Here is a 26,906-nt window from a genome sequence, read left to right on the forward strand (position 1 = left end):
CCCGCGGCGAGCGGTCAGAGGATCACCACCGAGCGCAGGACGTCGCCCTCGTGCATCCGGGCGAAGGCCTTCTCGATGTCGCCGAGGCCGATCGTCTCGGTGACGAAGGCGCCGAGATCGATGCGGCCCTGCCGGTGGAGGTCGATGAGCATGGGGAAGTCGCGGGACGGCAGACAGTCGCCGTACCAGGACGACTTGAGCGCGCCGCCTCGGCCGAACACGTCCAGGAGCGGCAGTTCGAGCTTCATCTCGGGCGTGGGGACGCCGACGAGGACCACGGTGCCGGCCAGGTCCCTGGCGTAGAAGGCCTGTTGGTAGGTCTCGGGACGGCCGACAGCCTCGATGACGACGTCCGCACCGAAGCCGCCGGTGAGCTCGCGGACGGCTTCGACGGGGTCAGTGATGCGGGAGTTGACGGTGTGGGTGGCGCCCATGGAGCGGGCGGTCTCCAGCTTGCGGTCGTCGATGTCGACGGCGATGATCCGGGCGGCTCCGGCCAGGCGGGATCCGACGATCGCCGCGTCGCCGACGCCGCCGCAGCCGATGACGGCGACGGAGTCGCCGCGGCCGACGTTCCCCGTGTTGATCGCCGCCCCGATGCCCGCCATCACTCCACAGCCCAGCAGGCCCGCCACGGCCGGGGCGACCGACGGGTCGACCTTGGTGCACTGGCCGGACGCGACCAGGGTCTTCTCCGCGAAGGCACCGATACCGAGGGCCGGCGACAGCTCCGTACCCGCCCGCGGGCCGGTGGCCAGGGTCATCTTCTGGCGGGCGTTGTGGGTGTCGAAGCAGTTCCAGGGCCTGCCGCGCAGACAGGCCCGGCACCGGCCGCAGACGGCACGCCAGTTGAGGATCACGAAGTCGCCGGGAGCCACGTCGGTGACGCCGGGCCCGGTCGACTCCACGATGCCCGCGGCCTCATGGCCGAGCAGGAAGGGGAAGTCGTCGCTGATGCCGCCCTGTTTGTAGTGGAGATCGGTGTGGCAGACCCCGCAGGCCTGGATCTTGACCACGGCCTCGCCGGGTCCCGGGTCGGGGACGGAGATCTCCACGACCTGGACGGGCTCGTTCCTGCCGGGGGCGATGACCCCTTGGACCTGCTGCGGCATTGCAGTGCTTCCCTTCCTCGGGACAGGTGTGTACTGCATGTGTACGGCACCACCATGCCCGCGCGGGGCGCCCACGGCGAGGCCCCCCGCCGGATCTCTCCGTCGGGGGGCCTGCGAGTGCTGTGAACCGGTCACAGCATCAGGAGCCTTCTGGGCGTCAGTCCTTGGCCTGGCCTGCGGCGATCGCCTTGGCCTTGCCACGCACCAGGTACCAGCCGGCGACGAGCGCGAGCGCGATCAGCGGCAGGAGGTTGACCGTGGTGCGGCTGATGCCGCCGTCCATCCACATCAGGACCAGCACGGAGGCCAGGAAGGCCAGCGTGACCAGCTGCGTGTACGGGGCCCAGGGCAGCCGGTAGCCCGGGCGGGTGACCCGGCCGTCCTTGGAGCGGTTCCAGAACAGCAGGGAGCAGATCATGATCATGCCCCAGGTGCCGATGATGCCGATCGAGGCGAAGTTCAGCACCAGCTCGAAGGCCTCACCAGGCATGACGTAGTTCAGGAAGACACCGGCGACGCCGAAGCCCGCGGTGAGCAGGATGCCGCCGTAGGGCACGCCGCCCTTGTTCATCACACCGGTGAACTTCGGCGCGGAGCCCGAGAGCGACATGGAGCGCAGGATGCGGCCGGTGGAGTAGAGGCCGGAGTTCAGGCTGGACAGCGCGGCGGTGAGCACCACGAGGTTCATCGCGTGGGCACCGCCGGGGATGCCGAGCTTGTTGAAGACGGTGACGAACGGGCTCTGGTCGCCGGAGTACGCGGTGTACGGCAGCAGCAGGGCGAGCAGGACGACCGAGCCGACGTAGAAGAGGCCGACGCGCCACATGATCGAGTTGATCGCCTTCGGCATGATCTTCTCGGGGTTCTCGGTCTCACCGGCGGCGACGCCGCAGAGCTCGACGGAGGCGTAGGCGAAGACGACACCCTGGATGAGCAGCAGCATCGGCATCATGCCGTTCGGGAAGATGCCGCCGTTGTCCGTGACGGTGGCGAGGCCCGGGGTGTGGCCGCCGATCTCGTGCTGGGTGGCGACCAGGTAGATGCCGATGAGCATGAAGATCACCAGCGCGGCGACCTTGATGATCGCGAACCAGAATTCCATCTCGCCGAAGTACTTCACCGAGATCAGGTTGGCGGCGAGGACCACGGCGAGCGCGATCAGGGCGAGTACCCACTGCGGGATGTCGCTGAACATCGCCCAGAAGTGGGCGTAGGTGGCCGCGGCCGTGATGTCCGCCACAGCGGTCGTCGACCAGTTCAGGAAGTACAGCCAGCCTGCCGTGTAGGCGCCCTTCTCGCCCATGAACTCACGGGCGTACGAGACGAAGGCGCCGGAGGACGGCCGGTAGAGGACGAGCTCGCCGAGCGCGCGCACGACGAAGAAGGCGAAGACGCCGCAGACCGCGTAGACGATGAAGAGCGAGGGGCCGGCGTTGGCCATGCGGCCGCCGGCTCCGAGGAAGAGGCCCGTACCGATGGCGCCGCCGATGGCGATCATGTTGATGTGCCGTGACTTGAGGTCCTTGCGGTACCCGGCGTCACCGGCGTCCACATGGGGGGTGCCCGTGGCCGGGGACCCCGCGATGGGCGTTTCGGCCGCAGTCATGGTGCGGTCACTCATAGAGCTGTTCGCCTTCGTGAGGGGGTGTGCGATGCCCGGTCGTCCACCGGGCGGTCTTCCGCGGTGAGGGAAAGGTGAGGACACTGCCACCGCGGCAAGGCATGCGGGCACAGAAGTCCCGACGCCACATAGTCACGGCAACCCTTGGATTTTGGCAGTGGCGAAGCTCACTCAGATACAAATCTGAGGTTTTTCAGAGGTTTCGACAAGATGAAGCAAGGGATTCAAGATCACCCGGGCTGGCTCTCTCGTCAGGGGGCGAGCGCGTCCGGCTCCCCCGGGGCCACCAAGTCGATCTTGCGTACGAACCCCGTCGACCCGATCCGCGTCGCCTTTGCGAACGGCTTCGAGTGTCTTCGAGCGACCCGGGCGTGGCATTGCGGGCCGCAGGCCCCGCGGGCAGCGTGCGGCCCGACGGCCCCGGGTCCGGCGCGTCGGCACCCGCACCCGCGTCGATGGAGACCTGCCGACGGAGACACTGAGGCACTCAGGGCACCGAGGCACCGAGGCACCGAGGCACCGAGGCACCGAGGCGATGAAGACAGCGAGGCACCGATGAGCATTCCCCCCGTCGTTGTGGTGATGGGTGTGACAGGGACCGGGAAGTCCACGGTCGGCCCGCTGCTCGCCGCGCGCCTGGGCGTGCCCTACGCCGAGGGCGACGACTTCCACCCCGAGGCCAACATCGTCAAGATGTCGGCCGGTGTCCCGCTGGACGACTCGGACCGCGCGCCCTGGCTCGACGCGATCGGCCGCTGGGCCCACGGCAGGAAGGGGCACGGCGGGGTGGTCTCCTGCTCCGCGCTGAAGCGGATCTACCGCGACCGGCTGCGGGTGTCGGCTCCCGATGCCGTCTTTCTCCATCTCACGGGAGACCGTGCGCTGATCGAGCGCCGTATGACGGAGCGCGGGGGGCATTTCATGCCGACCGCGCTGCTCGACTCACAGTTCGCCACGCTGGAGCCGCTGCGGAAGGACGAGACCGGGGTCGCCGTCCTGGTGACCGGCTCTCCCGCAGCGATCACCGAGCGGGCGGTCATCGCGCTGCGCGGGCTCGAGGGCTGAGAAGCAGCCGGTCGCGGTCCCGGCTCGACCGCCCCGCCTGGGGCCTTTGCCCCTCGTCGGTCCTCGTCGGCCTCTCGTCCATCCTTGCGCGCCTCTCGCCGCCTCCCGTCAGTCCTTGTCGGGGTCCCAGAGCGGGTGCTCCCGCCGGGCCCAGGGGCGCTCGACCGACCCGGTGCGCATGCCACGGCGCGCCTCCGGGTCCGCGACGGCCATGCCGACATGGCCGATGAGGACGATGCCGATGGTGAGCGCCAGCCAGTCGTGGACGAACGTCGCGCTCGTACGCCACACCAGCGGCGCGAGATGCGTGAACCACATCAGCAGTCCGGTGCCGAGCATCACCAGCACCGCGCCCGCGATCCAGGCCGCGAAGATCTTCTGCCCGGCGTTGAACTTGCCCGCCGGTCGGTGCGCGGGGCCGCGCAGCCTGCGCCGCGCGGCCGAGAGCCACTGCCGGTCGTGCGGTCCGAAGCGGTTGAGCCGGCCCAGATCGGCCCGGAGGGCGCGGGAGGCGAGGCCGAGCAGGAAGGGCACCGGAAGGAGCAGTCCGGACCACTCGTGCACGGTCACCAGGAAATAGCGGCGACCGACCAGTTCGGCGAGTTCGGGAATGTACAGACAGGCCGCGGTGGCGACACAGACCAGCATCAGGGTGGCCGTGCTGCGGTGGACCCAGCGCTCGGCACGGCTGAACCTGCGTACCCGCGGGGGAAGTTCAGACGGTGGGGGTGTCGTCCCGGCCGTTCGACCGGCCGACCCAGGCGTCGACGTCATAGCCCCGCTCCTCCCAGTAGCCGGGCTGCACCTCGGAGGTCAGCGAGATTCCGGAAAGCCACTTGGCGGACTTGTAGAAGTACATGGGCGCCACATAGAGCCGCACCGGGCCGCCGTGCGCGTGGCCGAGCGGCTGGTCCTGCATCCGCAGACAGACGAGCACGTCGGAGCGGCGCGCCTGGTCGAGCGTGAGGCTCTCGCTGTAGGTGCCGTCGAAGCAGGTGAAGCGGATCGCCCGGGCCTCGGTCCGTACTCCGGCCGCGTCCAGCAGCGCGGACAGTGTCACGCCCTCGAAGGCCGTACGCGGCACGCGCCACCCGGTGACGCACTGGACGTCCCGTACGACACGGGTCTGCGGCAGCGCGCGGAGGGCGTCGAGGGTGTACGACGCGGGACGCTCGACCAGCCCGTCGACGGTGAGGCGGTAGTCCGCCGCGCTTCTGCGCGGGACGGACGCGGCGACCGAGTAGTAGCGGAAGCCGCCGCCGTTCGGGAGCAGCCCAGTGAGCTTGGTCGGGTCCTTGTCGGCGACCGAGCCGAGGAAGCTCTCGAGGCCGCGCTGGAGATACGGGGCGGCGACGACGCCTGCGGCGCCGAGGCCGAGCACGGAGAGCACAAGGCGCCGCCCGACGGGCGTGCCTTCCCCATCAGGGACCGGGGCGGGGGTCGGGTCTTTCACATCTCGATTCGAACACCGGCGGCGTCCGGATTCCAGTGGCCGCGGGAGTTCGTCAGACTTCCGTCAGACATTCCCGGGTCCTGGCGGAAGCGGAGAACCACTGCAGGGGCCGCCCCGGCCGGGACATGGTCCGGTCCGGGCCGGGGCGGCACTGCAGGTCAAGGACGATGCGACGGGAGACGGTGCCTCTCATCGACGGAGGACGGTGCCTGTCAGGGGCCTGTCAGGGGTGCCGGGGGCCCGGGGCCACCGACTCGGCGGCTCGTTCGAGCTGGAAGGCCTCGTTGCCCAGGCCGATGCGTTCGTGCACACCGGGACGCAGGGTCTTGAGCACGGAGCCGTAGAGCAGTCCCGCCACCAGGGCGACGCCGATGATCCCCGGAAGCATCCAGTTGAGCGCGGAATCAGGTCCGGCACCGATCAGGACGTCGAAGTCCTTCACCGTGTAGACCGCGATCACCACGAGGGCGATGCCCGCGAGTGCGGAGGCGGTGAGCCGCCAGGCCTGTGCCAGGGCCGCGCCGCGCCGGCCGAAGAAGGCGATCACGGCGAAGGAAGCGGCGGCCATGAGCAGGATGACGCCGAGCGCACCGGTGTTTCCCATCCAGGTGAACAGGTGCACCACGGGGGTGGTCGGATCCCCGGCGGGCAGGTCGTCGGTGACGGCGAAGGCGACGACGACCAGGACGGAGACGGCGGACTGGAGCAGGGACCCGGTGGCGGGGGCCCCGCTCGCCTTGCTCGTACGCCCGAACGCGGCCGGCAGCAGCCCTTCGCGGCCCATGGCGAACGCGTAGCGCGCCACGACGTTGTGGAAGCTGAGCAGCGCCGCGAACATACCGGTGACGAAGAGGATGTGCAGCACATCGGTGAAGGTGCCGCCGAGCCGGGACTCGGTGAGCGAGAAGAGCAGCCCGGGGCCCTGCTTGGCAGCCTGGTCGACGACGGCGCCCGGTCCGGTGGCGATGGTGAGTGCCCAGGCGCCGAGTGCCAGGAACAGGGCGACGAATCCGACGGCGAGGAACAGCACCCGCGAGACGACGACATGGGGGCGGCTGGTCTCCTCGGCGTACACCGGAGATTGTTCGAAGCCGGTGAACGCGGCGATGCAGAAGCAGAGCGCGGTGCCGAGGCCCGCCCCGGCGAGACTTCCGGGATCGAACGCGGCGAACGAGAGGCCCTCGCGGCCCGGTTCGGCGATGGCGGCCACGTCGAAGATGACGACCAGGGCGCATTCGACGACGAGGAGGACGCCGAGGACCCTGGCGTTCAGGTCGATCTTGAGCCAGCCGAGCACGGCCACGACGACGGCGGCGACCAGGGCAGGCACCCACCAGGCGACCGTCAGACCGAGATGGGTGGACAGCAGGCCGGAGAGCTCGAAGCCGAGGATGCCGTAGATGCCGACCTGCAGGGCGCTGTACGCGACGAGGGCGACGTAGGCGGCCCCGGCGCCCGCGGTGGGGCCGAGGCCGCGGGCTATGTAGGCGTAGAAGGCTCCGGCGTTGTGGACATGGCGGCTCATCTCGGCGTATCCGACGCTGAACAGCATCAGTACGAGTCCCAGGATGACGTAGAGCAGGGGCTGGCCGACCATGCCCATCACACCGAACACGGTCGGCATCACACCGGCGACGACCATGAGCGGTGCGCTGGCGGCGAGCACGGAGAGCAGCAGGCCCGCGGTGCCGAGCCGGTCGGCACGGAGCGCGCGTTCCTGTCCCTTGTAAGTGTTGATCTCACTGGAGCCCGTAGTGGTGGCGCTCATACGCGAACTGCCCGGCGACATGGCGGGTTTGTCCCTTCGGGGTCGGACGATCGGACGTGTCAGACGGTGCCGAGCGCGGCGCTGCGCGCGGCGTGGAACGCGTGGTGCGGGTCCTGGTCCGGGTACGACCAGGGGACGGGGGTGGCGTGCGAGCCGATCCGGTGGAAGAGGGCGGCGGCCTCGGCAGGCCGGCCTTCGCAGTACTTCGCGTGGGCGAGGAAGTTGAGGTCGACGCGGTTGCGGGGATGGTCCTCGCGCTCCCACTCCAGCCACCAGTCGAAGGCCGCTTTCATGACCTGCCGGGCCCTGCGGCCGCTCCAGTGGCCGGATGTCAGCGGGTCGGCGGACTCGCTGCCCGCTGCTGCCAGCACCCGGTAGCGCTCGGCGTGGGCGACGACGGGAAGAACGGCCAACGGAGAGTCCGCCGGGGCCTGTTCGACGGCCCAGGCCGCGAAGTCGTACACCTCGTGGAGCGGGTCCTGCCCGGCGCCCGGGTGGCGCTCGGCGAGTCGCGCGGCCATGAGGTGGTGGGCGTGATGGTGCTCGGGGTGCCGGACGCGCACCTCGTCGAAGAGTCGTGCCACCTCTTCCTCCGAGCCGAGGCTGCGGGCGAGGAGCAGCAGGGCGAGCCAGGGGGTCGGGTCGTCAGGGACGAGGTATGCCGCGGCTAAACATGCCGCACGGGCCTCGTCCGGGTGTTCCTTGCCGCGCAGCGCCGTGCAGACGGACGCACAGGCGAGGAGCGTGGTGGCGTCGGAGCTGCCCGGGTCGGCGAGCAGCCAGTCGTGCGCCCAGGCGCCGGTCGACGGGGCGTCGCCGAGCACCAGGAGGCGATGTCCCCTGCGGTCCCAGTCGTCGCCGGTCGCGGTGAGCAGTGAGCGTGCGGCGGTCCACCGGCCTTGAGCCAACTTGGCGCGCGCGGCGATGAGTTCAGTGTCGCCGAGTGCCGGGTCGAAGGTGGGCCCGGAACGCGCGCCGCGTCGGCGGGAGCGTCCGAGCGGCGGCGGAGGTGGGGGCATCCGCGGAGCTTCCTTTGTTGCGAGAGTTGAGCGCGGGACGTGATCGAACGGTCGCGCACAGCAAAGCGGTAGGCAAGGCTCCACGTCAAGGGCGGAGCCGCCTACGTTCTGAGCGGAACAACTGCCGCGACCGTCCGGGAAGTTGGCAAGGCGTCGGAGTGCCTGACGTACGGGCCGATGAGCGCGTCGGCCGGCGGTCCCGTCGGACCACGACCGCCGGTGCACCCGCGCCGCCGAACACGGTCCGCGTCATGTCACCGCTCGCGCCGCGTTATGTCCCTCGGCTCACCGTCCGCGTCAGCACCGTTCGCCTCATGCCCCGCACGCCCTTCGCGTCGCCGTCCGCGTCACGCCACCGCCCGTGCGCTTTCCCACCGCCCCGTCACCGCCCCGTCACGCCACCGCCTTCGCCGCGGCCCTGCCGGCCGCACGCCCGGAGAAGATGCAGCCGCCCAGGAAGGTGCCCTCGAGGGAGCGGTAGCCGTGCACTCCGCCGCCCCCGAATCCGGCCGCTTCGCCCGCGGCGTACAGCCCCGGCAGAGGATCGCCGCCTTCGGCGAGCACCCGGGAGGACAGATCGGTCTCCAGACCGCCGAGCGACTTGCGGGTGAGGATGTTGAGCCGGACGGCGATGAGGGGGCCCGCGGCGGGATCGAGGATGCGGTGCGGCGGCGCGGTGCGGATGAGCTTGTCGCCGAGGTACTTGCGGGCCCCGCGGATCGCCGTGACCTGGAGGTCCTTGGTGAAGGGGTTGGCGATCTCCCGGTCGCGCGCGATGATTTCGCAGCGCAGCCGGTCCTCGTCGATGAGGGGCTCCTTGGTGAGGGCGTTCATCCCGCGCACCAGGGCTGCGAGATCCTTCTCGACGACGAAGTCCACCCCGTGGTCCATGAACGCCTTGACGGGGCCCGGCACTTCGGCGCGTGCGCGCCCGATGACCCCGCGGACCGACTTGCCGGTGAGATCGGGGTTCTGCTCGGAGCCGGAGAGCGCGAACTCCTTGCCGATGATGCGCTGGTCGAGCACGAACCAGGTGTGGTCGTGGCCGGTGCGCATGATGTGTTCCAGCGTCCCGAGGGTGTCGAAGCCGGGGAACAGCGGTACGGGGAGCCTGTTTCCGCGCGCGTCCAGCCAGAGCGAGGAGGGTCCGGGCAGGATGCGGATGCCGTGCCGGGCCCAGATGGGGTTCCAGTTCTCGATGCCCTCGGTGTAGTGCCACATGCGGTCGCGGTTGATGTGGTGGGCACCGGCGGACTCCGCGATCCCCAGCATCAGTCCGTCGACATGGGCGGGGACGCCGGAGAGCAGCTTCCCGGGCGGGGTTCCGAGCCGCTCGGGCCACTGGGCCCGTACCAGGTCGTGGTTGCCGCCGATACCGCCGGAGGTGACGATCACGGCCTGGGCCCGCAACTCGAACGAGCCGGTGATCTCTCTGCTGCTCGCCTTGCCGCGCTCCGCGCCGGACGGCTCGAGGATCTCCCCGGTCACGGTGTCGACGGAGCCTTCCGCGCGACCGAGCCCGGTCACCCGGTGCCGGAAGCGCAGGTCGACGAGCCCGCGTGCCACGCCCGCCCTGACCCGGCGCTCGAACGGCTCCACCAGACCGGGTCCCGTCCCCCAGGTGATGTGGAAGCGCGGCACCGAGTTGCCGTGCCCGTTCGCGTCGTAGCCGCCGCGCTCGGCCCAGCCGACGACCGGGAAGAACCGCACTCCCTGGGCGTGCAGCCACGGCCGCTTCTCACCGGCGGCGAAGTCGACGTACGCCTCGGCCCAGCGCCGGGGCCAGTGGTCGTCCTCGCGGTCGAAGCCGGCGGTGCCGAGCCAGTCCTGCATGGCCAGCTCGTGGCTGTCCTTGATGCGCATACGCCGCTGCTCCGGCGAGTCGACCAGGAACAGGCCGCCGAAGGACCAGTGGGCCTGGCCTCCGATCGACTGCTCGGGCTCCTGGTCGAGCAGGATGACGCGGCGGCCCGCGTCGACGAGTTCGGCGGTGGCCACGAGCCCCGCGAGTCCTGCCCCGATCACGATGACATCGGCGTCGTACGCCATGGGTGGGGTCCCTCTCGGAGCGGGCGCTCTGCGGCGCGGGCCTCTTCGGTGGCTCCGATCTTCTGTACGCGACGGTAACTCGTCAACCGTGCAGACCGAACTCACTCGTACGGGCCGAGCGCGGAGTCCCCTGCCGGCCGGCTGGTTGGATGGGCGGTATGAGTGCCGCAGCGAGTCCTTCCGACGAGGTACTGGACATCGTCGACGAGAACGACGTGGTCACCGGCCAGGCCCCACGGGGCGTCGCGTACGCCAGAGGCCTGCGTCACCGCTGTGTGTTCATCCAGGCCAGGGATGCGCAGGGCCGGATCTTCGTTCACCGGCGCACGGCGACGAAGCTCGTCTTCCCCTCCCTGTACGACATGTTCGTCGGGGGTGTCGTCGGCGCGGGCGAGTCATACGACGACGCGGCGCTGCGCGAGGCCGGGGAGGAGCTCGGTGTCACGGGGCTCCCGCGCCCGGTGCCGCTGTTCAGGTTCCTGTACGAGGCCCCCGGCCCCCGCCCGGACGGAATCCGGCAGACGTGGTGGTCGGCCGTGTACGAGGTGCGGTGCCCGCTGCCGGTGCGTCCGCAGACGGAGGAGGTCGCCTGGTACGACTTCCTCCCGCAGGAGGAGCTGGACCGGCGGCTCGGCACCTGGGAATGGGTGCCGGACGGACTCGCCGCATACGAACGGCTGCGTGCGCACCGGGCACGGTCGGGCTGACGGAAGCGGGCTGCGGTCGCCCCCTCCGTCCGCGGGAGCGGCCCTCGCCGCGGGTAGGGTGCGTCGCGTGAGCGAATTCGTGCGAAGTCTGCGGCTGTGGCTGTCGCCGGGGCGGATCCGGGACGAGGGCGAGACCCCCGACTACCGCTTCTCGCTCGCCAACGAGCGCACGTTCCTCGCCTGGATCCGTACCGCTCTCGCGCTCATCGCCGGGGGTTTCGCGGTCGACCAGTTCCTGCCCGATCTGCGCTGGGGTGTGCGCGTGGGACTGTCGCTCGCCCTGATCGGCGCGGGAGTGTTGTGCGCCCTGCGCGCGGTCAACCACTGGGTGCGCTGCGAGCGGGCGATGAGACGGGGCGAGGACCTGCCGGTGTCGCGTTTCCCCACCGTGCTGGCTCTCGTCGTGGGTGCCGTCTCGGTCACGATGGTGGTGGTCGTCGCCTGGGGGCACGGGTGAGCGAAGAGGCGCGGGACCCGGGGCTGCAGCCGGAGCGGACGCGGCTGGCGTGGCGGCGTACGACGCTCGCGTTCACGGTCGCCGCGGTGCTGGCGGCGCGGCAGATCGTCCACCACGAGGAGATCACGGGGGACGATCTGGTCGCCTTCGCGCTGAGTGCGCTGGTGTGGCTGGGCTTTCTCACGGTGGCCCACCGGCGCATCGTGACGATGACCGTGACCCGCCCCCCGGTGGCGATGCCGATGGGGCAGGCGCTCGGTGCCGCCGTGTGCACGCTCGCGCTGGCGGTGTTCGCCGTGGCGATCGTGTGGTGATCCGCCGCGTCCGGGGCCGTGCGTCCGGATCGGCCCGGGTCAGGCTTCCCAGTCGACGGTGACGACGATCTTTCCGCGGGTGTGGCCGCCCTGGCTGAGCCGGTGCGCCTCGGCGGTCTGCTCCAGGGGGAAGCTGCGGGCCACGTGGACGGAGAGCACCTCCTCCTCGGCGAGTTCGCTGAGCCGGTAGAGATCCGCGGTGTTGGGGCGGACGAAGGCATAGCGTCCGCCCAGGGTGGTGACGGCCGGGTCCGCGATGGAGGCGAGCCGGCCGCCCGCGGCCAGCAGCTCCGCCGAGACGGTCAGCGCCTCACCGCCGATGGTGTCGAAGACCGCCTGGACGCCGTCGGGTGCCAGCGCCCGCACCCGGTCCGCGAGGCCTTCGCCGTACGCCACCGGCTCCGCGCCCAGCCCGCGTACGAACTCGTGGGACGGCTCGCTCGCCGTGCCGATCACCCGGGCCCCGAAGTGGCGGGCCAGTTGCACGGCCAGCGAGCCGACGCCGCCCGCCGCCGCGTGCACGAGGAGCGTGTCGCCCGAGCCCACGCCCAGGGCGTGGGTGAGGACCTGATAGGCCGTGAGCCCGGCGAGCGGCAGGCCCGCGGCCTCCTCGAAGCCGAGGTTGCGCGGTTTGCGAGCGAGCGTGCGGACCGGGGCCGCCACGTACTCGGCGAAGGTGCCCCGGGACAGGAAGTCCTCACGGACGTAGCCCATGACCTCGTCGCCGACGGAGAACTCGGGCACGGACACCCCCGGCTGCACCACGACGCCGGAGACGTCCCAGCCGGGGATCACCGGGAACACGGTCTCGATGAGCCCGTCGAGATAGCCTTCGCGGCACTTCCAGTCGACCGGATTGACGGCCGCCGCACGCACCTTGACCAGGACGCTGTCGGGTCCCACCGTGGGTTCCGGGCGCTCGCCGTACTCGAGCACCTCGGGGCCGCCGTAACGGCTGTAGCTGATCGCCTTCATGGGTCCGACCCTCCGGCCCGCAGGGGCCTTGTGCAAGCAGGAGCGCCGACGGCGGGGTCCCGGCACCGGCAGCCTCCACCGGCCGGAGCACAACCCGCATCGGCACGGGACCGGCCGCGCGCACCGGCGGCGCACCGCGAGGACGCACCGCGGACGCACCGCGGACGGGCGCGGCGGCCCACGGGCTCCCGTGTCGAGGACCGCCAACGCGCGAGCCCCCCTCCGCGGCCGCGGGGCGCCCCACTTTCGCCGGCCAGGGGCAACTGGCAGGCTGCTCCTGTCAGTCGACCACTCTCCCGGGGGAGCCTCGGTGCCTGCCAGCCATCCGTACACCGTCCAGCTCACGCCATCCGTACATGCCTACGTCCAGCCCGACGGCGGCTGGTGCCTGAACAACGCGGGATTCGTCAGCGACGGGGAGTCCACCCTCCTGGTCGACACGGCCGCCACCGAGCAGCGTGCCGTGCGGCTGCGCGAGGCGTTGCTGGCGACCGGCGCTCCGCTGCCGGGGCTGCTCGTCAACACGCACCACCACGGCGACCACACCTACGGGAACGCCGTCTTCACCCCGGGGGCGACGGTCGCCGGCCACGAGGCCTGCCGCAGCGAGGTCCTCGCCGCCGGGCACCAGCTCCATCTGATCTGGCCCGGAACCGACTTCGGCGAGATCACGATCACCGCGCCGGACCTGACGTACAGCGAGCGTCTCAGCCTGCACGCGGGCGGGACCGAGGTGCGGCTGATCCATCCCGGGGTGGCTCACACGGTCGGCGACACGATCGTGCACCTGCCGGAGCACGGCGTCGTCTTCACCGGCGACCTGATTTTCAACGGCGGTACGCCGTTCATCCCGATGGGCTCGCTCAGCGGCTCCCTGAAAGCGCTGGACCTGCTGCGTTCACTGGAGGCCACGACCGTCGTACCGGGGCACGGCCCGGTCGCCGACCCCTCGGCGTACGACGCGACGGAGCGCTATCTGCGCTTTGTCGCCGAGGTCGCCGAAGCGGGGCGCGCCAAGGGCCTCACCCCTCTGGAGGCGGCCCAGGGCGCCGACCTGGGCGAGTTCGGCGAGCTGCGGGAGAGCGAGCGGCTCGTGGCGAATCTGCACCGTGCCTATGCGGAGCTGGAGGGCCTGCCCGGTGGCTCGCCGCTCGATCCGGTCGCCGTCTTCGGGGACATGGCCGTGATGAACGGCGGGGTACCGGTGGCCTGCCACGCCTGACGGCCGCGTGCCACGCCCGAGGTCCGCGGGCCAGGCCTGACGGCCGCGAGCCACGCCCGGCGGCCCCGGGCGATGGTTCCGGCGTGGCACCGGGGGGCGCCTGCCCTGGTGAGACCCGGATGCCGATCCGTCGTGGCGCACCCCACCCTGGACTACATACCGACCGGTCGGTCATCATGGACGGAAACAGATCCGCCGCCCCACCGGAGGTGCCCGATGAGCTCAGCCCACCCGCCAGGCCTCGACCCCGTGCAGTTGCGCGGCCATCTCGACCGCGAGCGGCCGGGCCTGGTGAACGGGCCGCTCAGCGCCCGGCTGATCCAGGGCGGCCGGTCCAACCTCACCTACGCCGTCACCGACGGCACGGACCGCTGGGTGGTCCGCAGGCCACCCCTGGGGCATGTGCTGGCCACGGCCCATGACATGGGGCGGGAGCACCGGGTCATCAGCGCCCTGCACCCCACGTCGGTGCCGGTGCCACGGCCGGTGCTGCTGTGCGAGGACGACTCCGTCATCGGCGCGCCCTTCTACGTCATGGAGTTCGTCGAGGGCACCCCTTACCGCACCGCCGAGGAGCTCGCCCCGATCGGCCCGGAGCGCACCCGCGCCGCCGTGCTCGGGCTGGTCGACACACTCGTCGACCTGCACGCGGTGGACCCCGGCGCGGTGGGCCTCGGCGACTTCGGGCGCCCCGAGGGCTTCCTCGACCGGCAGCTGCGCCGCTGGGGCAAGCAGCTCGACGCCTCGCGCAACCGGGAACTGGCGGGCATCGACGAGCTGCACGCCGCACTGGGCCGCTCGCTGCCGGACTCGCCGCAGCCCACCGTCATCCACGGCGACTACCGCCTGGACAACGTACTGATCGGCGAGGACGACCGGATCAAGGCGATCCTCGACTGGGAGATGTCCACGCTCGGAGATCCCCTGACCGATCTCGGACTGCTGGTGATGTACAGCCGGAAGCTGGAACTGCCCGACTCCCCCATCAGCACCACGGCCGGGGCCTCCGGCCACCCGGCCCCGGCCGAACTGATCGAGCGCTACGCCGCCCGCTCCGGCCGGGACACCTCGGCCATCTCCTGGTACACGGCGTTCGCCTGGTTCAAGCTGGCCGTGATCCTCGAGGGCATCCACTACCGCTACACGCTCGGCCAGACCGTCGGCGCGGGTTTCGACCGCATCGGGGAGCTCGTCCCCCTCTTCATCGAGCACGGTCTCACCACCCTGCAGGAAGGCTGATCACCGCCATGGACTTCGCATTCGACGCGCGCACCGAGGAACTGCGGGCCAGGCTGCTCGCCTTCATGGACGAGTATGTGTACCCGGCCGAGGCGGTCGCCCACGAGCAGCACTCCCGGCTCGCGTCACCGTGGGACACCCCGGCGGTGATCGAGGACCTCAAGGCGGAAGCCCGCCGGCAGGGGCTGTGGAACCTCTTCCTCCCGGACGCGGAGTACGGGGCGGGGCTGACCAATCTGCAGTACGCGCCGCTGGCCGAGATCACGGGGCGCTCCCCCCATCTCGCACCCACCGCGCTGAACTGCGCCGCTCCGGACACCGGCAACATGGAGGTGCTCGCCCTCTTCGGGTCGGACGAGCAGAAGAAGCAGTGGCTGGAGCCGCTGCTGGCCGGTGAGATCCGCTCGGCGTTCGCGATGACCGAGCCGGCCGTCGCCTCGTCGGACGCCACCAATATCGAGACGCGGATCCAGCGCACCACGGACGGCTCCGGTGACTACGTCGTCAACGGCCGCAAGTGGTACATCTCCGGGGCGATGAACCCCCACTGCAAGGTCTTCATCGTGATGGGCAAGACCGACCCGGAGGGTCCGGACATCCGCCGTCAGCAGTCGATGATCCTGGTCCCGCGCGACACTCCCGGGATCGAAGTGCGCCGTGCGATGACGGTGTACGGCTACGAGGACCATCTTCACGGCGGCCATGCCGAGGTCGTCTTCGACGACGTCCGCGTACCGGCCTCGCATCTGATCGGCGAGGAGGGCGGCGGTTTCGCCATCGCCCAGGCCCGCCTCGGGCCGGGGCGCATCCATCACTGCATGCGGCTGATCGGCATGGCCGAGCGCGCGATCGAGCTGATGTGCCGCCGTGCGGTGTCCCGGACCGCGTTCGGCAAGGCGATCGCCCAGCAGGGCGTCGTCCAGTCCTGGATCGCGGACGCCCGGGTCACGGTGGAGCAGTTGCGGCTGCTGGTGCTCAAGACCGCGTGGCTGATGGACACGGTCGGCAACAAGGGAGCGCACACCGAGATCCAGGCCATCAAGATCGCCACGCCGCGCGCGGTGGTGGACATCCTCGACCGGGCGGTCCAGGTACACGGTGCCGGAGGCGTCAGCCAGGACTTCCCGCTGGCCGAGCTGTGGGCGGGGGCGCGGACGCTGATGCTGGCGGACGGCCCCGACGAGGTGCACCAGCGGTCGCTGGCACGGCAGGAGCTGAAGAAGTACCGGTGACCGCCACGGTGGTGGCCGGGCATCGTGGCCCGGCCGCCACCGGGCCCGGCCACCACCGTCAAGGACGCAGGGCGCGCAGCAGCAGATCGGCGAGGTGGTCGGCGACCTGCTGCGGGCTGAGCGGCCCATCGGGGCGGTACCAGGTGGACAGATGGTGGACCGAGCCGAAGTGGTAGTCCACCACGAGGTCGGCGGGGGTCGTGTCGGAGAAGACCCCGCTCTGCTGGCCTTCCTCGATCAGTGCCCGGAAGCGCTCGTGGTAGCGCCGGCGCTCGGCGCGGACCTGCTTGTTCTTCTCCGGGCTGAGGTGGTGCATGGAGCGGAAGAAGATCGACGCGTCGTCGAGGTTCTCGATGGTGGTCACGACGACGTCGGCGGCGGCGGCCCGCAGCCGCTCCTCGACCGGCGCGTCGGCCTGCGCGAAGGCGTCCAGCCGCTCCTGCTGGAGGCGCAGCACCCGGGAGTAGACCTCCTGGAGGAGGTCCTCCTTGGAACCGAAGTAGTGGTAGAGGGCGCCCTTGGTGACGCCCGCAGCCTCGACGATCTCCTGGACGGATGTGCGGTCGTAGCCCTGTTCGGCGAACAGCCGGGTGGCGGTGGCCAGCAGCCTCTGGGGGACGGGGGTGCCGCTCCCGTCCGTCGTCCTGGCCATTGCCGCCACCCGCCCTTCCGTTCCGTACCGTCGTCCGTGTCCGGGAACCCGTCTCCCGTCGGAAGATCCTGCCACTAGTCGGCTGCGGCGGCTCCCGCGGCCCCGCGCGTGCGGCACGTGCCGCGGCGCACCGGGTACGCCCCGCGCCGGCTCCGGCCCGCTCACCGGGCCGGGGCCGGGCATCCTCTCACGCCCCCATGCCTTCCCACTTCTGCTGGATGTGGTTCATGTTGCCCAGCCAGCGCTCGGTGTCGGTGGCGCGCGCCCGGTAGTACCCGGCGACCTCGGCGTGCGGCAGGATCAGGAAGCGGTCGGACTCGATACCGTCGAAGAGCGCGTTGGCGACGTCCTCCGGCTCGATGGCGCCGGGCGCCAGGACGAGCTCACCGGCCGTACCGGCCGCGGTGAGCATGTCCGTACGCACGCCCTGGGGACAGATGGCGTGCACCTTGAGTCCCCGGTGACGGTAGGTCAGCGACAGCCACTCGGCGAACGCGAGGGCGCCGTGCTTGGTGACGCTGTACGGAGCCGCGCCGATCATGGTGAGGAGCCCGGCGGCCGAGACGGTGGAGACGAAACGGCCGCTGCCGCGCTCCAGCCAGTCGGGCAGCAGGGTGCGCACGGCACGGACGTGTGCCATGACGTTGACGTCCCAGGCCACGGCCCAGACGTCTTCTTCGGCGAACCCGTCGCCGGCGCCGGTGAGCCCCGCGTTGGCGCAGTAGATGTCGATGGTGCCGCCGAGCGCCTCGCGGGCCTCGTCCACGATCGCGGAGGCATCGCCCGGCACGGCGGTGGCGCCGAGCTCGTCGGCGATCGCCTTGGTCCTGGCGGCGTCGATGTCGTTGACGACGACATGAGCCCCCTCCGCGGCGAATCTGCGCGCGAGCGCCGCGCCGATACCGCCGCCGGCTCCCGTGACCACCACGTTCGCGCCCTGCACCGTACCCATCGGACCTGCCTTTCCCTCGCCGCTCGACCAAGAACAGACTAACCGGTCGGTATGCCGTCCTGGAAGGGGTCGCGAACCCCGTCCTGGAAGGGGTCGCGAACCGGCACCTGCCTCGTTCCCCTGGGGCTGCCGCACCGCCCAGCAGGCCCTGCTCTCGCATCTCGGGGCACATGCCGGACCCGGCCGTGGCGAGTGCACGCCAGGGGTCTGGTCGTCGTCGTACCGGCGCGGGATGCTGTGGGGACCGGTGGTCAGCGGTGGACATCTCCCCGCATGTCGCCCAGGAAGAAGGGGGTCCCGCCTGTGAACGAGATGAGTGTCGAGCCGTACCGGGAGATCACGTTCGATGCGCAGGGCGATGTCGACACCGGCCAGCGGGACGCGCTGGCCGCGCTGAAGGTCACGGACCTGGTGGTGTTCGCGCACGGCTGGAACAACTCCCCCTCCGTGGCCAGGCATTTCTACTCGCGCTTCTTCGAACCGTTCCCAGGGCTCGTCGCGAGCGGCGCGCGCGTCGGATACGTGGGTGTCGTCTGGCCCTCGATGATGTTCACCGACGAGCCGATACCGGATTTCGACGCACTCGCCGGAGTCTTTCCCGGGCAGCAGCCGATCGTGGAGCGGCTGTCCGGGCTGCTCGAGCAGCAGCCGGACGACGCTGCGGCCTTCGACGAGTTCGCCCGGCTGATACGTGAACTGGTCGGGGCCGTCCCGGCCGAGGGCTGCGCCGGTGACCTCGGGGAGCCGGCCGGGGAGGACGCCCCCGCGTTCCTCCGGGAGGACCCGGTCGAGGTCTGCCGTGTGTTCACCGAGGCCCTGGACGGCGCGGAGCCGTCACTCGCACTGGGGTCCGGGCTCGGGAGGCTGTGGAAAGGCGGCCGGGAGGTGCTGCGTCAGGCCACGTACTACACGATGAAGCGGCGGGCGGGGACCGTCGGCGAGCGGGGCCTCGGGCCCGTGCTGGGACGGCTGGGCCGCTCCTCCGCCGCTCTCCGCGTCCATCTCGTCGGGCACAGTATGGGAGCCCGGCTCGTGGCCTTCGCACTGCGCGGACTGCCGGGCGGGATACGGACCGTGAAGTCCGTGACCCTGCTCCAAGGGGCCTTCTCGCACTATGCGTTCGCAGCGTCGCTGCCCCATGCCCGCCGCAGAAGCGGGATCCTGGGCGGTCTGGAGCGGCGCGTGGACGGCCCGGTGGTCGCCTGTCACTCTCGGCACGACACCGCGCTCGGGGTGATCTACCCCCTGGCGTCACGGATGGCGGGTGACTCCTCGACCGTCGTCGGGCTCGACAGACGCTGGTGGGCGGTCGGGCACGACGGCATACAGGCGGTCGACGGGACCCGGCAGCTGCCGCTGGAGACGGTCCTGCGGGACGGTCTGCCCGCCTCCGGTTGTGTCAACGTCGACACCGCGACGGTCGTGTGCCGCGGCGGGCCGCCTTCGGGGGCACACAGCGACATCCTCCATCCGGAGCTGGCCAGGGTGGTGCTGACGGCGGGCCGGATCGGACGCTGAGAGCGCCCGATCCGGGTTCTCCGTGGTCGAGGTCGCTGTCAGCGGTGCGAGGGGAATTCGACGACCTGCTGGTACGTCGGGCGGTTCTGCCAGTGGACCGTCGGATGCGTGATCCCGCCCAGTGCCCGGTGCACGATCGCATCGGAGCACCACTGGTCGCCGGCCCGGCAACTGCCGTCGCCGGGGTACACCTCGGTGGCGGGCCTGGCCACGGCCTGCTTCAACGTGGCGAGCAACGCGTCCCGGCAGGCGGCGAGTTGGCCGCCGCCGCAGTACGTCCGAGCCAGCGGACCGCCGACCTGGTCACCGAGGACCTGGCGAAGGTCCTTGTCGACGAATCCCCACCACCCGGACTGGAAGGCCGAGCCGCTGTGTCCGCCCGTCGGGCCGTGGGCGGCCGCGGGTGATTCGTCGACCGGCAGGTTCGCGGTCAGAGCACGATAGAGGTCGTCTCCGAGTCCGGGTCCGAACTCGGCGTCCACGAGCAGTGGCCACCAGGCGTCCATGATCCGCACGGCGTCGCCGTACCCGTAGACGTGCGAGCCGGGCGCGGTCTCCTTGCGCTGGGCCCCGGCGGCGCGCCAGGTGTCCAGTTGCTGGATCGCCGCGCTCAACTGGGGGTCGGTGACCGGTGCGCTCCGCAGTACCCGCAGCAGTTCGGGCAGCAGCTGCTCCCCGCGCAGGTCGGTCAGCCCGGCCTCCGCCATGGCCCGGGTCAGTGCGGACCGGGTCACTCCCCCGGCGGCGACCAGCGCGGCGACGCGGTCGTCGAGGAGATCGCCGCGGTGGACGGCGCCCATGCCGAAGCCCGCGGTGTTGTAGTCCTTGGCCTGCCGATTGTTCCAGGAGATGTAGTAGTCCTGGCCGGTGGATCGTGGGTGCTGGGCGAACGGGGTGTAGTCGGCCGCGTTGGTGACCGGGTCGAACCCCCGCCATTCATAGGCCTGTTCGGCCTTGACCGGGAGGGCCGCGTCGACTCCGGGGGCGCGTACCGGGTTCATGCCGCTGTTGTAGTAGGCGGCCGTGCGCGAGTCCGCGTAGAACCAGTTGAAGGCGTAGCCGATGTGGTGCGCGGCTTGCTGGAAGGAGGCTGCGTCGGTCACATACGAGGGGTCGTTGAGCATCTGGAAGCCGATGATCGAGTCGGCCTCGTGACCGTAGGTGCTGCGCAGCGATGTGTAGGCGACGGGCTTGCCCGAGACGGTGGCCCGATGGGTGACGATGCCGTACTTGGTACGCCAGACCTGCAGCCGGTACGAGCCCTCCGCGGTCCCGTCGGCGACGGTGGGCTTCCAGGCGTTGCGCCTCTCCATCCTCTCCATCGGTGTGCAGGTGCCCCGGTAGAGGTAGTGGTCGGCATCCGGGCCGGGGGTGCCGCCGCCGGGTGCGCACAGCTCGACGGCGTAGGTGTCGGTGATGTCCTGCCCCGCCGAGGTGGCGGACCAGGCGTAGTCCTGGCCCCGCCCCATCTGGACGTACATGCCGACGCCCGCGAACGAGACGCCCCGGGCGGAGATCCCGGGCCCCTGGAGCTCCTGCATCATCAGCAGCTGCGGTGCGAAGTAGCCGGTCTGCGGGCCGAAGACGGCGACGGGGTTGCCGCTCGCCGTACGGGCTCCGGAGACGACCAGGGCGTTGGACATCGCACGTCTGGGATTCAACGACTCGGGCGGCAGTACTCCCTGGTCGAACATGCCCTGGGCGGGTGCCAGTGCCCTGGGAACGCGCACGCGCGCCTTGGTGTTGGTCCCGGCCGAACCGGTGCGGTCGTACACGAGCTGTTCGCTCCGCACCGAACCGGCGTCGGGCAGGGCCGTACCGCGCGGTTCGGCCGGCTTCTGCGCATACGGGAAGGACGAGCCGTCGTGGACGGTGAGGACGGCCTCCGCGTCGTTGCGCTGGCGGAACGACTCCCAGACCCGGGTGCCTTCGACGACGCCGTACTTCTGCTGCGCGGCGAGCAGCGCGAGCGCGGCCTGCACCTCGCCACCTCCCCCGCCGCCGAACTGGCCTCCGACCACCGAGGCGATGGCGATCAGATCGGTGAGCTTGAAGGGCTGGATCTCACCGGCGTTGGTGATCGCGTCGACATGGCCGGTGAGGACGTACTCACCCGGGAAGTAGCGGCCGTTCTTGGACTGCACGCGATAGGCGTTGATGCCGTCGACGTAGGCCTGCGCGTCGGCCATGGCCTGCTCGCCGCGCGGGCCCCCGCTGCCGCGTATGCGGGCGATCTGGGCTTCGTAGTCGGCTTCGGTGTACGGGGCCTGCGGCCAGAACTGCTGTTCAAGGCCCTGGTTGGCGAGTGCACCGCCGGCGAACGGAGTGAGCTCGCCGCGGCCGATGTGCCGGAACAGGTCCATCAGCCAGAGCCGGTCCTGGGCGGCGGCGTATCCGGCGCCGAACTCGGTGCCGTAGCGGGTGGTTCCCTTGATGTGCGGGACGCCGGTCTTCTTGTCCCGGGTGATCGTGACGTCCGCGCGCGGGCTGGTCACCGATTCGACCTGGTTCGCCGGGACGCCGAAGGAGGCGTCGTTGAAGAATTCGGTCAGCCTGGCGTCGGTGACACCGCCGTATCCGCCCACCAGGGCGTCGTAGCGGCCGAGTTGGTCGGAGCTGTGGCCCGGCCGGGTGCCTAACAGCCGGTGGAGCAGGATGTCGGCGAGGGTGGCGTTGCCGTTCTGCCCCGGTGGAAGGATGTCCGCGCACTGGCTCTGGCCCTGCTTCAGGCAGTGGTCGGCCACGGGTGCGGGTTCGTCGGCGGCGGCCTGCGGCAGCGGAGCCAGCAGCGCGGCGCCGAGTACGAGGGCCGCACAGGCGGTTCTGAGTCGTCCGGTGTGGGGTCCGGTGAATCGTCGCATGGGTGCTCCTCGGTGAAGCGGGTGCGGCGCAGGCTACTGGCGATATGACTCGTCGGTAAGATGAGTGACCGTCACTTTTACGAAAGCGCCGCGGGACAGCCCTTGGGCGAGATCCCCCCTCCGAGTTCTCCGCGGTTTCCACCGGCCCCGCCATCGCTGGATCGTCCGGCCGGAATGAGCCCTGTGGCGAAAGACGCATGTTCGATGGAGCCGGATTGGGTAGTCGTACGTCCATTCCTCAACGCGGAAGTACGAGCCATGGAGTACGAGCGACGGAGGTGGCAGTGCGATGGCCGGTTTCCGGAGTCTTGCGAGACAGGTCCGCGACCCTCGAGGTGATCTTGCGCTCAGGCGCTATTCCCTGCGCAAGTGCCTGGAGCGGTTCGCCCCCTATGGACACCGGGCGACCTGGAATCATCTGTGTAGTAGGCACGGGATCGAACCCGAGGACCGGGCGCCCGATCCGGCGCGGCTGGTGGCCGCGCTCGACGAGCTGGAGGAAGCGCGGGCCGTGTGGCTCGCCTACGAAGAGCGGTTCGCGGAGCGCCGCAAGCGCGAGAAGCACGACGGGCTGCGACGACCGGGGTCGATCGACGACTGGCACCGGCGTACCTGGGGTGGCAACGGCATCGCCCGCTGCGACAACCCGTCGGTGCATCCTTCGGACCCGTTGGACGAGGTACTGCGCCGGCTGATCAGGGCGCTGGGTTCGAGCCCCCGGGCGGTGTGCCCGGTGTGTACCGACCGCCGCATCGTCTGGCGGCAGGATCTGGGACACGAGCCGGGATTCGGTCCGGTGTGTACGAGCTGCGGGGTGGTCGTGCCGCAGCCCGTGCTGACGAACGAGGCCCTCAGGAGCGCGAAGCTGATGCGCGGCAGGGCCCTGGCATCGGTGGCATGACACCACGTTGAGCACACGGGGCCCGGCCGCGCGCCGGGCCCTTCGCCGTCCCCCGGTCCGCCACCCCATCGTCCGCACCGCATCCGCCGCACCACCGCGGCCCCCGTGACGGGTGGTCGAGACGGGTGGTCGTGACGACGCTCCGGACCGGTACCGCTCGGCCGCCGCCCCCCAGGATTGTCAGTGCGGCCTGGCAGCATGACGGACATGATCCAGCTGCCTCAACGGGGCCCGGGAACCGCCGGATTCCGCCCCGTACGGATACCACCGGAGGTCTCGCCGACGCGGTGGCGCACGACCCGGCCCCCGGAGGCGGGCGACCGTACCAGAGACGAAATCCGGTGGCCCACCGTAATTCGCCCCGGCGACAGTGGTGTTGACCTACGAACCGCATCCGGGGAGCTGTGACATGTCGACGCTGCGCGTCACCGCCGAAGTCCTGACCATCCACGATCATCCGAACGCCGACGCCCTCGAGCTGGCCCAGGTGGGCCTCTACCGGGCCGTCGTCGCCAAGGGCGCCTACCGCAGCGGTGACATCGCCGTCTACATCCCGGAGCAGTCCGTGCTCCCGGCGGGTCTGATCGAGGAGCTCGGGCTGACCGGACGGCTGGCGGGAAGTGCCGGCGACCGGGTCAAGGCGGTGCGGCTGCGTGGTGAGCTGTCGCAGGGGATCGTGTGCCGCCCCGAGGTGCTCGAGGGTACCGACCTCGAGCACGCGGCCGCCGAGGGCACGGACTTCGCCGAGCTGCTGGGCATCACGAAATGGGCACCGCCGATCCCGCCCACCATGAGCGGTGAGGTGGAGGCGGCGCCGGACCTCCTGCCCTGGGTGGACATCGAGAATCTTCAGCGCTATCCGGACATCTTCGCGCCGGGCGAGCCGGTGGTGCTGACGGAGAAGCTGCACGGCACGGCCTGTCTGGTGACGTACATCGCCGGGCAGGGCAGGGTCCTGGTCTCCTCGAAGGGCTTCGGCGCGAAGGGCCTGGCACTGAAGGAGGACCCGCGCAACCTGTACTGGCGCGCGGTGCACGGCCACGGTGTGGCCGAGGCCGCTGCGCGTCTGGCCGAGCGGCTCGGCGCGGAGCGCGTGGGCATCTTCGGCGAGGTGTACGGCGCCGGGGTACAGGATCTGTCGTACGGCGCGAACGGCCGCTCGACCGAACTCGGCTTCGCGGTGTTCGACGTGTCCGCGGAGATCGGCGGAAGGGTCGGGTGGCTCGACGCGACGGAGCTGCTCGGCGGCGAACTGCCGCTGGTCCCCAGGCTGTACGAGGGTCCCTTCGCGCCGGAGAAGGTCCTGGAGCTCGCCGCCGGTCGCGAGACCGTCTCGGGCCGGGACCTGCATCTGCGCGAGGGAGTGGTGATCCGTCCGGCGACCGAGCGCTACAGCCCGGTGACCGGCGGCCGGGCGATAGCCAAGGCCGTCAGCCCGGCGTATCTCACCCGCAAGGGCGGCACCGAGTACGAGTGACCGCTGTACGTACGGCGGCCCGTCGCGGGGGTGCGGGCCGCCGTGCGCAGGGTGGCCCGTCACGGGGGTGCGGGCGCCTTGCGAGGACGCGGCGCGGCCGGTTGCGCCGCCGGGCCGAGGGTCGGCGCGATCGGCCGCGTACGCGTGTGCGTCCCGGACGCGGCACGGGCTTCAGCCGTCGCCCTGCTCCGTGAGCCGGTGCTCCGGCAGCAGCCGCGAGCCGGTCATGCTCTGGCCGAAGGCATCGTCCGGATTGGACAGCACACAGGTCTCCAGGGACAGACAGCCGCAGCCGATGCAGTCGGTGAGATGGTTCCGCAGGCGCCCCAGCCGTTTGATGCGCTCGTCGAGCTCGGCTCGCCACGCCTGCGAGAGGCGGGCCCAGTCCTCGTGGTTGGGGGTGCGCTCCTCGGGCAGTTCCGCCAGCGCCTCCCTGATCGTCGCGAGCGGGATACCGACCCGTTGTGCCGCGCGGACGAAGGCGACCCGGCGCAGTGCGTCCCGCCCGTACCGGCGCTGGTTGCCCGAGGTCCTGCGACTGCTGATGAGCCCCTTGGACTCGTAGAAGTGCAGCGCCGACACGGCGGCTCCGCTACGGGCCGAGAGCTGGCCGACGGTCAGCTCGTGGACGTTCTCGGGAATCTGCGGCACTTGCCGGAGCCTACGCGACGGCCGGGCGGGGCAGCCGTTGACAGCGGACCGCGCCCCCACCATGCTAAGCAGTCGCTTAGATATCTACTTCTGGGCTGTGCTCGCATGCGCCCCCGGCCCTCACCGGGGGCCCGGACACAGGCCGGGACCGGATGAGAGGCAGGAACAGGACATGGCCGAGCCGAGGATCTTCACCTCCGCCGAGGAGCTGGCCGCCGGGGTGGGTGAGCAGCTGGGGTACAGCGACTGGCTGGAGGTCGACCAGAAGCGGATCGATCTGTTCGCCGACGCCACCGGCGACCACCAGTGGATCCATGTGGACGTCGAGCGCGCGGCGGCGGGCCCCTTCGGACGGACCATCGCGCACGGTTATCTCACCCTGTCGCTGCTCCCGGCCCTCGTCCCCCAGGTCATGAGGGTCGAGGGCATGAAGATGGGCATCAACTACGGCACCAACAAGGTCCGTTTCCCCGCACCCGTGCCGGTCGGCTCACGGCTGCGCGCCACGGCCGTGCTCAAGAATGTCGAGGGGGCGGGTGAGGGCGTGCAGGTGACGGCTCTCGTCACCGTGGAGCGCGAGGGCGGCGACAAGCCGGTCTGTGTGGCGGAATCCGTCTCCCGCTATTTCTTCTGAGTCCCCGCGGCACCGACCATGCGCAGCACGAGGTCGGCGTAGAGTGCGCCGACCTCGTCGGGCGTGCGGCGCCCCTGGGTGTTGAACCACCGCGCCACGTCGATACAGAGGGACAGCACGGCGAGGGTCGTGCCGGGGACGTCCGGCACGTCGAACTCCCCTGCCGCGACGCCTTCGTTGATGATGCGCCGCACCGCCGCGTCGGACTTGCGGCGCAGGGCCACGATCTCGGCGCGGTGCTCCTCGCCGAGCGCATCGAGCTCGTACTGGACGACCCGTGCCGTGGTGTGCCGCTCGGCATGCCAGCGTACGAAGGACCGTACGGCGTCGGCGAGCCGCTCGGCGGCCGTGCCTCCGCCCCCGGCGGCCGCCTCCAGGAGGTCCAGCGCCCGGTCGTGGCCGATGCGGCTGATCCGGTGGAGCAGCTCTTCTTTGGTCTTGTAGTGGATGTAGAGCGCGGCCGGGCTCATTCCGGCACGGCCGGCGATGTCGCGTGTGGTGGTCGCGTGGTAGCCGCGCTCGGCGAAGGCCTCGACGGCGGCGACGAGCAGCCTTCTGGCCGCCTCGGGGGTGACCTCACCCCACGGCATGTCCTCGGCGCCGGTCGTTTCCTCCGCCGTACTCATCGCTCCGCCCTTCCTGGCTGTCTTCTGACAGGACGAACACCATACCCCGAACCTGAGCAAGCGCTTAGAACTCGCTCACAGCTTCTGGAACGGGTCGTGCTCGGCCAGCAGCTTCTCCAGCCTGGCCTGATCCACCCGGCTCACGATCTGACCGGCCTCCTGCTTGTCCCTGATGACCTTGGCCAGGGTGAAGGAAGAGGTGGTGAGGTAGAGGACGGCGATACCGAGGAAGGCGCGGACCCAGACGTCGGCGTCCAGATTGACGATGCCGATGGACACCGCGCCCAGTGCGATGGCGAAGGAGATCGCGGACTGGGCGTAGTAGGCCGCCGTGTTCTGCTGTTTGATCTGCGAGTCGCTCATGGAGCCAGCATCGAAGATGCGTGACGGGCGCCATATCC

Annotated in this window: 25 protein-coding genes; 11 read left to right on the forward strand and 14 right to left on the reverse strand. The window is 70.8% G+C overall.

What is annotated here, in order from left to right:
* Positions 1-14: 14 nt before the first annotated feature.
* Both ACTWOL_RS07155 and ACTWOL_RS07160 read right to left on the reverse strand, forming a co-directional pair.
* On the reverse strand, positions 15-1,112 hold the full coding sequence (locus ACTWOL_RS07155; protein ID WP_474295486.1) for an S-(hydroxymethyl)mycothiol dehydrogenase: 1,098 nt from the start codon (positions 1,110-1,112) through the stop codon (positions 15-17).
* Between the two features lie 157 nt (positions 1,113-1,269).
* Positions 1,270-2,733 carry an amino acid permease gene (locus ACTWOL_RS07160; RefSeq protein ID WP_474295488.1) on the reverse strand — a complete coding sequence of 488 codons (1,464 nt, stop codon included), beginning with the start codon at positions 2,731-2,733 and terminating at the stop codon, positions 1,270-1,272.
* 555 nt (positions 2,734-3,288) lie between these two features.
* Here ACTWOL_RS07160 and ACTWOL_RS07165 point away from each other — a divergent pair.
* A complete protein-coding gene (locus ACTWOL_RS07165) occupies positions 3,289-3,798 on the forward strand; it encodes a gluconokinase (protein ID WP_474295490.1) in 510 nt (169 codons plus the stop codon).
* A gap of 108 nt (positions 3,799-3,906) precedes the next feature.
* On the opposite strand, the gene ACTWOL_RS07170 is transcribed toward ACTWOL_RS07165, so the two are convergent.
* From ACTWOL_RS07170 to ACTWOL_RS07190, 5 genes are all read right to left on the reverse strand, one after another.
* Positions 3,907-4,572, reverse strand: coding sequence for a cytochrome b/b6 domain-containing protein (locus tag ACTWOL_RS07170; protein ID WP_474295492.1), 666 nt, complete (start codon positions 4,570-4,572; stop codon positions 3,907-3,909).
* Complete coding sequence (locus tag ACTWOL_RS07175; protein WP_474295494.1) at positions 4,514-5,251, reverse strand: molybdopterin-dependent oxidoreductase; 738 nt, start codon at positions 5,249-5,251, stop codon at positions 4,514-4,516. Before ACTWOL_RS07175 ends, ACTWOL_RS07170 begins: the two co-directional genes overlap by 59 nt.
* A gap of 223 nt (positions 5,252-5,474) precedes the next feature.
* Positions 5,475-7,019 carry an APC family permease gene (locus ACTWOL_RS07180; protein WP_474295496.1) on the reverse strand — a complete coding sequence of 515 codons (1,545 nt, stop codon included), beginning with the start codon at positions 7,017-7,019 and terminating at the stop codon, positions 5,475-5,477.
* A 59-nt stretch (positions 7,020-7,078) separates the two neighbouring features.
* The gene (locus ACTWOL_RS07185; protein ID WP_474295498.1) at positions 7,079-8,038 is read right to left on the reverse strand and encodes a hypothetical protein; all 960 of its coding nucleotides are present in this window, start codon (positions 8,036-8,038) and stop codon (positions 7,079-7,081) included.
* 393 nt (positions 8,039-8,431) lie between these two features.
* Entirely contained in the window at positions 8,432-10,087 is a 1,656-nt protein-coding gene (locus ACTWOL_RS07190) for an FAD-binding dehydrogenase (protein ID WP_474295500.1), read from the reverse strand.
* Between the two features lie 158 nt (positions 10,088-10,245).
* On the opposite strand from ACTWOL_RS07190, the gene ACTWOL_RS07195 reads away from it, so the two are divergent.
* From ACTWOL_RS07195 to ACTWOL_RS07205, 3 genes are all read left to right on the forward strand, one after another.
* Positions 10,246-10,794: an NUDIX hydrolase gene (locus ACTWOL_RS07195; RefSeq protein ID WP_474295502.1), complete on the forward strand. Its 549-nt coding sequence runs from the start codon at positions 10,246-10,248 to the stop codon at positions 10,792-10,794.
* Between the two features lie 67 nt (positions 10,795-10,861).
* The gene (locus ACTWOL_RS07200; protein WP_474295504.1) at positions 10,862-11,251 is read left to right on the forward strand and encodes a YidH family protein; all 390 of its coding nucleotides are present in this window, start codon (positions 10,862-10,864) and stop codon (positions 11,249-11,251) included.
* The gene (locus ACTWOL_RS07205; RefSeq protein WP_474295506.1) at positions 11,248-11,565 is read left to right on the forward strand and encodes a DUF202 domain-containing protein; all 318 of its coding nucleotides are present in this window, start codon (positions 11,248-11,250) and stop codon (positions 11,563-11,565) included. Before ACTWOL_RS07200 ends, ACTWOL_RS07205 begins: the two co-directional genes overlap by 4 nt.
* 39 nt (positions 11,566-11,604) lie before the next feature.
* On the opposite strand, the gene ACTWOL_RS07210 is transcribed toward ACTWOL_RS07205, so the two are convergent.
* The gene (locus ACTWOL_RS07210) at positions 11,605-12,540 is read right to left on the reverse strand and encodes an NADP-dependent oxidoreductase (protein ID WP_474295508.1); all 936 of its coding nucleotides are present in this window, start codon (positions 12,538-12,540) and stop codon (positions 11,605-11,607) included.
* Positions 12,541-12,850: 310 nt separating this feature from the next.
* Between ACTWOL_RS07210 and ACTWOL_RS07215 the strand changes: the two genes are divergently transcribed.
* The 3 genes from ACTWOL_RS07215 (at position 12,851) to ACTWOL_RS07225 (ending at position 16,233) form a co-directional block, all read left to right on the forward strand.
* On the forward strand, positions 12,851-13,762 hold the full coding sequence (locus ACTWOL_RS07215) for an MBL fold metallo-hydrolase (protein ID WP_474295511.1): 912 nt from the start codon (positions 12,851-12,853) through the stop codon (positions 13,760-13,762).
* Between the two features lie 216 nt (positions 13,763-13,978).
* Entirely contained in the window at positions 13,979-15,001 is a 1,023-nt protein-coding gene (locus tag ACTWOL_RS07220; RefSeq protein WP_474295513.1) for a phosphotransferase family protein, read from the forward strand.
* A gap of 8 nt (positions 15,002-15,009) precedes the next feature.
* Positions 15,010-16,233, forward strand: coding sequence for an acyl-CoA dehydrogenase family protein (locus tag ACTWOL_RS07225; RefSeq protein WP_474295515.1), 1,224 nt, complete (start codon positions 15,010-15,012; stop codon positions 16,231-16,233).
* Positions 16,234-16,291: 58 nt separating this feature from the next.
* Here ACTWOL_RS07225 and ACTWOL_RS07230 read toward each other — a convergent pair whose 3' ends face one another.
* The gene (locus ACTWOL_RS07230) at positions 16,292-16,885 is read right to left on the reverse strand and encodes a TetR/AcrR family transcriptional regulator (RefSeq protein WP_474295517.1); all 594 of its coding nucleotides are present in this window, start codon (positions 16,883-16,885) and stop codon (positions 16,292-16,294) included.
* Between the two features lie 187 nt (positions 16,886-17,072).
* Positions 17,073-17,837, reverse strand: coding sequence for an SDR family oxidoreductase (locus ACTWOL_RS07235; protein WP_474295518.1), 765 nt, complete (start codon positions 17,835-17,837; stop codon positions 17,073-17,075).
* Between the two features lie 303 nt (positions 17,838-18,140).
* Here ACTWOL_RS07235 and ACTWOL_RS07240 point away from each other — a divergent pair, with 303 nt between their 5' ends.
* Entirely contained in the window at positions 18,141-19,355 is a 1,215-nt protein-coding gene (locus tag ACTWOL_RS07240) for a hypothetical protein (protein WP_474295521.1), read from the forward strand.
* A 38-nt stretch (positions 19,356-19,393) separates the two neighbouring features.
* Here ACTWOL_RS07240 and ACTWOL_RS07245 read toward each other — a convergent pair whose 3' ends face one another.
* Complete coding sequence (locus tag ACTWOL_RS07245; RefSeq protein ID WP_474295523.1) at positions 19,394-22,216, reverse strand: penicillin acylase family protein; 2,823 nt, start codon at positions 22,214-22,216, stop codon at positions 19,394-19,396.
* Between the two features lie 289 nt (positions 22,217-22,505).
* On the opposite strand from ACTWOL_RS07245, the gene ACTWOL_RS07250 reads away from it, so the two are divergent.
* Together ACTWOL_RS07250 and ACTWOL_RS07255 are read left to right on the forward strand one after the other, a co-directional pair.
* A complete protein-coding gene (locus tag ACTWOL_RS07250; protein WP_474295525.1) occupies positions 22,506-23,117 on the forward strand; it encodes a hypothetical protein in 612 nt (203 codons plus the stop codon).
* A gap of 409 nt (positions 23,118-23,526) precedes the next feature.
* Positions 23,527-24,594: an RNA ligase (ATP) gene (locus tag ACTWOL_RS07255; protein WP_474295527.1), complete on the forward strand. Its 1,068-nt coding sequence runs from the start codon at positions 23,527-23,529 to the stop codon at positions 24,592-24,594.
* Positions 24,595-24,765: 171 nt separating this feature from the next.
* On the opposite strand, the gene soxR is transcribed toward ACTWOL_RS07255, so the two are convergent.
* A complete protein-coding gene (soxR, locus tag ACTWOL_RS07260) occupies positions 24,766-25,245 on the reverse strand; it encodes a redox-sensitive transcriptional activator SoxR (RefSeq protein ID WP_474295529.1) in 480 nt (159 codons plus the stop codon).
* Positions 25,246-25,417: 172 nt separating this feature from the next.
* Here soxR and ACTWOL_RS07265 point away from each other — a divergent pair, with 172 nt between their 5' ends.
* Positions 25,418-25,879 carry a MaoC family dehydratase gene (locus ACTWOL_RS07265; RefSeq protein ID WP_474295531.1) on the forward strand — a complete coding sequence of 154 codons (462 nt, stop codon included), beginning with the start codon at positions 25,418-25,420 and terminating at the stop codon, positions 25,877-25,879.
* On the opposite strand, the gene ACTWOL_RS07270 is transcribed toward ACTWOL_RS07265, so the two are convergent.
* Positions 25,867-26,505: a TetR/AcrR family transcriptional regulator gene (locus ACTWOL_RS07270; RefSeq protein WP_474295533.1), complete on the reverse strand. Its 639-nt coding sequence runs from the start codon at positions 26,503-26,505 to the stop codon at positions 25,867-25,869. The genes ACTWOL_RS07265 and ACTWOL_RS07270 overlap by 13 nt on opposite strands.
* A 75-nt stretch (positions 26,506-26,580) precedes the next feature.
* Positions 26,581-26,868, reverse strand: a complete 288-nt coding sequence (locus tag ACTWOL_RS07275) for a YiaA/YiaB family inner membrane protein (protein WP_474295535.1) — start codon at positions 26,866-26,868, stop codon at positions 26,581-26,583.
* Positions 26,869-26,906: the final 38 nt, after the last annotated feature.

The organism is Micromonospora sp. IBHARD003, from assembly GCF_056106285.1.